Here is a 7,007-nt window from a genome sequence, read left to right on the forward strand (position 1 = left end):
AGATAAGCAGAGCAAAGCCTGGGGGTGAGTGTGGGCGGGGGCGCCGGGTGTGACGGCTTGTCACGGCAGGTTCGTCAACGGGTAGGCCCACGCTGAGTGAGGTCTGCGGGGGTAGCGGCAAAGCGGTGGGGCGGGGCGTAGCGGGCAAGGGCAGTGGGTGGCGGGGCAGTGGCGGGCGGGGGCAAAGCTGGCGGGGCAGTGGCTGGCGGAACAGCGGCTGGCGGGTCAGCGGCGGCGGGTGCAGACCTGCTTGGAACGGGCCACGGTGTCGGTGGACCAGGCGACGGCGACGGTGAAGCAGAAGTCGTTGGTGCGGTTGAGCGCGTAGATGACGAAGCTGGTGGTGCCGGCGGGCAGCGTCGCGAAGATGTTGTGGGCCTGCCCCGTGCGGCCGCCCGCGATGACCACCGGGCCCTCGCCGCCGGCCGGATAGGTCCAGTTCAGCGCGATGCTGTCCCGGGTGTCGCGCAGGGTCACCGCGCTGGGTGGGGTGCCGGGCGGGGCCGCTGCAGCAGCCGACGTGGGTGCCGTGCCGCCCGGGGCGGGCGCGGTGCTGGCCGGCGCGCCGGCGGTGGGAGAGGCGCTGGCCGGCGGCGGGGTCGGTTCGTCGTCGCCGTCGACCCGGGCCACCCCGGCGATCACCGCTGCCGCGCCGAGGAGCACCACGACGACGCCGGCCACCAGCACCGGCACCAGCCGGTTGCGCTGCTCCGGCGGCGCGCGGTGCACGGGCACCGGCAGCAGCCGCGACGGCGTGTACGGCTCGACCTGCGCGTACGGATCGGGCCGGGCGTACGGGTCGGATGAGTGGTCCGGGTCTGGCCGGGCGTACGGGTCGGACGGTTGGTGCTGCTCGGGCGGCGGGTTCGGGTTGGGCGACGCGTACGGGTCGGCGGGTCGGTGCAGCCGGTACACCCCGGGCTGCTCCTGCGTGCCGCCGGCCAGCCCGACCACCGACGGGGGCACCGGAGGGTCGGTGGGCTGGGGCGACGGCTCGTCCGCCGCTTCGGTCGACCATCTGCTGCCCGACGACCCGACCGCCTCGTCGGAGGGCAGCCGGGGGTTCGGCACCGCCCCGGCGTGGTGGGTCGCGGCTGCCTGCGGGTGGTAGCCGGATTCGGCCGGCCCGTCGCCGTGCGGTGGGACGCGGGCGGCCGGCACGACCGGCGTGTCCCGAGCCGTGGGCGGGTCGTCGGCACAGGCGTGGTCGGGACTGGCCGCTGCCCGGGCCAGGGCCGCCACCTGGGTGGCCAGCGGGTCGTCGGCGGGCAGGTGCTGTCGGCACAGCTCGCGGGCGAGCGCCAGGTTGTCGTGTGCCTCGGCGAACTGCCCGCAGTCGCGCTGCATCGCTCCGAGCCGCGCCAGCATCTTGATGCCGCTGGGGTGCCCGTCGCCGTACACCTCGCGGTGCAGCTCCCAGGCGTCCTGGAGGCGGTCGCGGGCCACAGTGCACTGGCCGCGCGCGTACTCGACGGTGGCCAGGTCGGCGTGCGCGGCGAGCACCCGCAGTGACTCCGGGCCGTCCTGTGCGGTCAGCTCGATGATGACTTCCTGGTAGAGCCGCGCCGCCCGGGAGTGGCTGCCGACCCGGTGCAGCACCGCGGCCAGGGTCGCCGCGGCGGCCACCGTGCGCGGGTCGGCGCGGCCGTGCAGGCGGGTGCTGGCCGCGTACGCGAAGGCGGCCCACCCGCGGGCGGAGTGCGGCTCACCGAGAGCGATCAGCACCCGCGCCTGGAGGCTGGCCGCCTCGGCCAGCTCGGGGGTGGCGTTGGCCGGGCGGGGGTCGGCGTCGGTGAGCGCGTCGGACAGCAGTTGCTGTGCGCCGGCAAGATCGCCGGAGGACACGAGGTGGTGCGCCTGATCAGTCAGTTCACCGAAGCCGGAAGACACGCCCCATCGTGCTCATCCGACGACGGTAAGTACAAGACCCGCGCCGGTGTCGATTGGTCAGGATCCGGTCAGGTGCTCGGCCAGGGTCTCGCTGATCCGGCGTAGCTGGTCGACCTGGGCGGGGCTCAACGCGTCGAACAGGTGTCGGCGTACCCCCTCGACGTGGCCGGGTGCGGCGGCCGCGAGGGTGGCGAAACCCTCGTCGGTGAGTAGCGCGATCTGCCCCCGCCGGTCGGTGGGGCAGTCCTCGCGGCGCACCCAGCCGGCGGCCTCCAGCCGGGCCACTGCGTGCGAGAGCCGGCTGCGCGACGACCCCGCGGCCTGCGCCAACTGGCTCATGCGCAGTTGCCGACCGGGGGCCTCGGAGAGCTGGACCAGGATCTCGTAGTACGCGTGCGGCATGCCCGCGTCGCGTTGCAGCTCACGGTCGAGAGTGTCCATCAGCACCCGGGAGGCGGTGAGGTACGCGCGCCAGGTGCGCTGCTCGTCAGGGTCCAACCAGCGGGTCATGACCGCCATCATACTCCCGATGGTTGAATGTTCAACTAAAGCGCGCTAGTGTCGGGCCATGGGTATCCACCGGCTCAACCACGCGGTCCTCTACGTCAGTGACCTCGCCCGCAGCGTCGCGTTCTACAGCGACGTGCTGGGCTTCCGCCCGGTGGCGATGACCCCGGACGGCTTCCGGGGCGCCACCTTCCTCCAGGCCCCCGACTCCACCAACGACCACGACCTCGGCCTCTTCGAGATCGGCGCGGGCGCCGGGCGGTCGACCGCCGGCCGGTCCACCGTCGGCCTCTACCACCTCGCCTGGGAGGTGGACACGCTCGACGAGCTGGCCGCCACCGCCGAGCGGCTCGCCGCAGCCGGCGCACTGGTCGGCACCTCCGACCACGGCACGACCAAGAGCCTCTACGGCAAGGACCCGGACGGCCTGGAGTTCGAGGTGGTCTGGCTGATCCCGGCCGACCTGCTCGACGACACCGCGCTGGCCGCCCGCAAGCAGATTGGTCGGCTCGACCTGGACGCCGAGCGGCAGCGTTACGGCGGGCAGACCCGGGGCGGGGTGGGGATCTCCGTCCCGGCCTGACCGCCCGTACGGTAGAACGGACCGATGCCGACCGACCGGACCAATGATTTCCTCCGCGAGCTGCTGGTCCGCCAGTTGACGACCTGGCTGCCCGCGGCCCTGCACCGCTCCCGGCGGGCCACCATAGCCCTCGCGGGCGCCGACGCGGGCAGCGCGGAGGCCGCGCTACGCCTGGTCGCCACGCACGGCGACCAGGTGCGCGGCCGGCAGGTGACGGTGCTGGTGCTGGCCGACGCCGCCGCCGACCTGCCGGCCCGACTCGGCCCGATCGAGGCGGAGTTGCCCGCCGAGGTCACGGTGCACCTGCTGGCCGGCGAGCCGTACCGGCTGCCGGTCGCGGTGAAGGCCGCCGGGGCGGCCGGCGCGCCGCTGTTCTCCTTCGTGGACCTGCCCGGCGCGGTGACGCCGAAGCTGCTCACCGCCACGACCAACGGCCGGACCGGAGAGCTGCTGCTGCACACCACCGACAGCGCCCGAGACGTGCTCGTCTCCGCCGGGTTTCCCCTGGTCGCCGAGGTGGCACCGGTGCTGCCCGGTGGCGAGGCCGCCGGGGTGATCGCGTTCGGCAGCCGCTCCGACCGGAGCCTGGAGGCGGTCCGTGACGCGCTGTGGGCGGTCGGCGCGGACCTCGACGTGCGCTACCGCGACCCGCTCGACCCGACCGGTACGACTGTCGACGTGGTCGGCGAACCCGACCTCGAACCGTTGGCCCACGAGCTGCTGGCCGAGTTGCGGGCGGGCGGGGCGCGGCCGGTGACCGAGCTGCGCCGGCACACCCTCACCGCGACCGTCTACCGTGCCGCCGATGCCAACCAGGCGCTCGCCGACCTTGTCGACGCCGGCGCCGTGCGACGCGATCGCGAGTCCGGGCGGCTGGCCGGCGACGAGATCATCACCCTGACGCGCTGAGCGCCCACCCCCGTCCCACCCTCGCCCCACGCGATCTTGCACTTTCTGCTCCGGCATAAGGGTTATTCCACGCAAAACAGCGACAGAAACTGCAAGATCGCCGAGGCGGGGCCGGGCGGGGCGGGGCCGGGCGGGCGGGGGCAGACGCCGAGCGGGGTGCCGGTGAATCACCGGCACCCCGCTCGACTCCCGGGATGCTTACGACCGGGACTTGTCCTGCTTCCAGCTCAGCGGACCCGGCAGGTCGACCCGGTGCGCACGGGCCTTGGAGTTCCAGGACCAGCGACCGATCTTGATGCTCCACGAGGAGAAGCCGTTCTCGGTGAAGTTCAGGATGATCGGACCGTACTTCTTGCGCTTGCGAAACATGAGGCCCATCGGAGGTCTCCCCTCGTCACCGTTCCCTGCCGTGTCGAGATCGAACATGCCCGAACCGACAACTTTTGAAACCCTCCCGCTGTCCGCCCTGGACGGTCGTCCACCGGGCACCGCAATCTCTATCCACCAGATAGGTGCTGCGGCACGGTAAACACTGGTCGGGGCGCTCCCGGCCGGCGACCACACGCAGGTCCGCCACTGGCTGAGCGACAGTCCGTCCCGCGCCGGGCAGGCCCGCTTCAGCGCGACCCTCCAGATCGGTCACCTGCTGGTGGGCGTACGCGCAGCCGGGCTGGCCGCCGGCCCGATGGCCGGGTTCGACGCGGCCGGGTTGACCCGCGAGTTCTTCCCCGGTAGCCGGCACGAGGCGCTGCTGCTGCTCAACCTGGGCCGCCCGGCCCGGACGCCTGGGAGCGGCGGCTGCCCCGGCTCAACACCGAGGAGGTGGTGTGGACGCTGTGAGCCGACCCGAGGTCAGCGCGGCTCCCACGCGTCGGGCAGCGCGGTGAGCTTGCGGACGTGCGCGGGCAGTCGACCGCTGACGATCTCGGCGAGGCTCACCTCGTCGACGACCCGCCGCACGGCGGCGCGCACCGCCACCCACAGGCCGGGCAGGTTCTCCGCCGAGCCCTCGTACCGGGTCTCCTCGGGGCGCAGCCCGCGTACCCCGGCCAGTGGGCCCTCGACGGCGCGCAGCACCGCGCCGACGGTCACCTCGCGTGGTGGACGGGCCAGTGTGTAGCCGCCCTCGGCGCCGCGCTGGGCGCGGACAACGCCGGCCCGGCGCAGATCCGCCAGGACCGCCTCCAGGAACTTGCGGGGCATGTCCTGCTCCGCGGCGATGGCCTGGGTGGACAGCAGCGAGGGGTACGCGGTGGCGAGGCTCAACGCCGCCCGTACCGCGTAGTCGCCGCGCGCGGAGATCTGCACAATGCCATCATGCCCGCCCGGTGCCGCCCGGCCCTCCGGTGGGCGGCCCGGGTCTCGTGGCGTGCCCGCCGTTTGCGGGTTCGCCCGGGGTGCCGGGGCGGAACCAGCCGCCGTTGACGCCCGTCGACTCGGCCGGCGGTCGAGGTCGGACCACCCGGCCGGCCACCGGTTGATCCCGGGCGGCCCGGAATGCGCCGGGGCTGACGCCGACCTCGCGGGTGAAGAAGCGCCCGAAGTTCGTGGGTTCGGAGAAGCCGAGCCGCCGGCCGATCTGGGCGATCGGCTGATCCGTCGCGGCCAGTAACCGGCCGGCCTGCAGCGCGACCCGCTCGTCGATGACCTGTTTGGCGCTGCGACCGGTGACGGCCAGGCAGGCCCGGGTCAGGGTCCGTACCGAGCAGCCGAGCTCGACCGCGTAGTCCTCCACCCGCCGGGTGTACGGGTAGCCGTGTTCCACCTCGCGGCGGAACCGGTGGAACGTCTCGTCCTCGGGGCGGGCCGGTGACCGGTCGTCGTGGGCCACGGCAAGCCGCAGCAGCAGCACTGCCAGTTGATGCCGGAGCAGCGCGCGGGCGGTGGGGCCGTCGGGGTGCCGCCGGCAGTCCACCGCCAACTGGCTCACCTCGCTGATCACCGCGTCCTCGTCCTCACCGGCCAACTGCCGCCAGGTCGCTGTCGTGGTCAGGTCGACGTCGAAGCCGCGCAGCGTCTCGGCATCCCAGGCGACCACTGTGGCGTCGAACTGGGGGCCGGCGCAGCGCAGCACCTGGTCGGGGCGGACCCGCAGCAGTGTGCCGGGCCGGCACGGCAGCAGATGAAAGTCGAGTTCCGCGTCGCCGTGCCCACGCGTGGTGAGAATCAACAGCTCGCGCTCGACGATCACCGGCCGACGCCAGCCCGGGGCGCCGGCAAGATCGGCCAGCGCGAACGTGGCTATCTCGTCGGTGACGGGAGACGCCGTTCCGATCGATGGCGCGGGGGAGGGATCGGTGGAGACCATCGCCTGCGACGGTAGCCCGAACCGCAGGTCACCGCATCCCGATCGACGTTCGCAGCGGGAATCCGCGGCAAGCTGTGGGCTTGTCCCGGTCCCGACGGCCGGGCTACGTTACCCGGCGGTAGCGCCGTCGGTCGGCGATCCACCGGTATCCGCCGGCCACCCGACCGGCCGGCGGCACCCGCCGACTCGCGATGGGATGGGCATGACGCAGCTGTTCTCGGTCGAAGGTAAGACGGTTCTGGTCACCGGCGGCTCGCGGGGGATCGGGCTGATGATCGCCCAGGGCTTCGTCCGGGCCGGCGCACACGTGATCATCTCGTCCCGCAAGGCGGACGTCTGCGAGGCGGTCGCCACCACCCTGTCCGCCGAGGGGCGCTGCGAGGCAATCCCCGCCGACCTCAGCGACGACGCCGGCGCCGAGTCGCTGGCCGCCGCCGTACGCGAGCGCTTCGGCCACCTCGACGTGCTGGTCAACAACGCCGGCGCGACGTGGGGCGCACCGCTGGAGGACTACCCCGAGGCCGCGTTCGACAAGCTCTGGGCGGTGAACGTCAAGGCCGTCTTCCGGCTCACCACCGCGCTGCTGCCGGCGCTGCGCGCCGCCGCCAGCGCCGACGACCCGACCCGCGTGATCAACATCGGGTCGATCGACGGCATCCGGGTGCCGATGATGGAGGTGTACGCGTACTCGGCCACCCAGGCGGCCGTGCACATGCCCACCCCCCACCCCAGCCCCCCAGCCCGCCGGTGCACACCCCCCCGTCAACGACATCTGCCCCGCCAGCCCGCAGACCAACCTGCTCGCGTCCC

At 73.4% G+C, this 7,007-nt stretch carries 7 protein-coding genes and 1 pseudogene; 3 read left to right on the forward strand and 5 right to left on the reverse strand.

Annotated elements, in window-relative coordinates; translation table 11 throughout:
* Nucleotides 1-225: 225 nt before the first annotated feature.
* Both PSH03_RS28850 and PSH03_RS28855 read right to left on the reverse strand, forming a co-directional pair.
* A complete protein-coding gene (locus tag PSH03_RS28850; protein ID WP_238690972.1) occupies nt 226-1,890 on the reverse strand; it encodes a tetratricopeptide repeat protein in 1,665 nt (554 codons plus the stop codon).
* Between the two features lie 57 nt (nt 1,891-1,947).
* The gene (locus PSH03_RS28855) at nt 1,948-2,409 is read right to left on the reverse strand and encodes a MarR family winged helix-turn-helix transcriptional regulator (protein ID WP_030333595.1); all 462 of its coding nucleotides are present in this window, start codon (nt 2,407-2,409) and stop codon (nt 1,948-1,950) included.
* A gap of 49 nt (nt 2,410-2,458) precedes the next feature.
* Between PSH03_RS28855 and PSH03_RS28860 the strand changes: the two genes are divergently transcribed.
* Together PSH03_RS28860 and PSH03_RS28865 are read left to right on the forward strand one after the other, a co-directional pair.
* On the forward strand, nt 2,459-2,980 hold the full coding sequence (locus tag PSH03_RS28860) for a VOC family protein (RefSeq protein ID WP_210787616.1): 522 nt from the start codon (nt 2,459-2,461) through the stop codon (nt 2,978-2,980).
* Nucleotides 2,981-3,004: 24 nt separating this feature from the next.
* On the forward strand, nt 3,005-3,889 hold the full coding sequence (locus tag PSH03_RS28865) for a hypothetical protein (protein WP_210787617.1): 885 nt from the start codon (nt 3,005-3,007) through the stop codon (nt 3,887-3,889).
* A gap of 198 nt (nt 3,890-4,087) precedes the next feature.
* On the opposite strand, the gene PSH03_RS28870 is transcribed toward PSH03_RS28865, so the two are convergent.
* From PSH03_RS28870 to PSH03_RS28880, 3 genes are all read right to left on the reverse strand, one after another.
* Entirely contained in the window at nt 4,088-4,267 is a 180-nt protein-coding gene (locus PSH03_RS28870) for a DUF4236 domain-containing protein (protein ID WP_030333600.1), read from the reverse strand.
* A gap of 474 nt (nt 4,268-4,741) precedes the next feature.
* Entirely contained in the window at nt 4,742-5,197 is a 456-nt protein-coding gene (locus tag PSH03_RS28875; RefSeq protein WP_210785538.1) for an RrF2 family transcriptional regulator, read from the reverse strand.
* Between the two features lie 7 nt (nt 5,198-5,204).
* Nucleotides 5,205-6,197 (reverse strand): helix-turn-helix transcriptional regulator, encoded by a 993-nt coding sequence (locus tag PSH03_RS28880; RefSeq protein WP_238690973.1) that lies wholly within the window; start codon nt 6,195-6,197, stop codon nt 5,205-5,207.
* Between the two features lie 202 nt (nt 6,198-6,399).
* On the opposite strand from PSH03_RS28880, the pseudogene PSH03_RS28885 reads away from it, so the two are divergent.
* Nucleotides 6,400-7,007, forward strand: a pseudogene (locus PSH03_RS28885) (SDR family NAD(P)-dependent oxidoreductase); the annotation flags it as partial.

The organism is Micromonospora salmantinae, assembly GCF_022230905.1.
Taxonomy (GTDB): domain Bacteria; phylum Actinomycetota; class Actinomycetes; order Mycobacteriales; family Micromonosporaceae; genus Micromonospora; species Micromonospora salmantinae.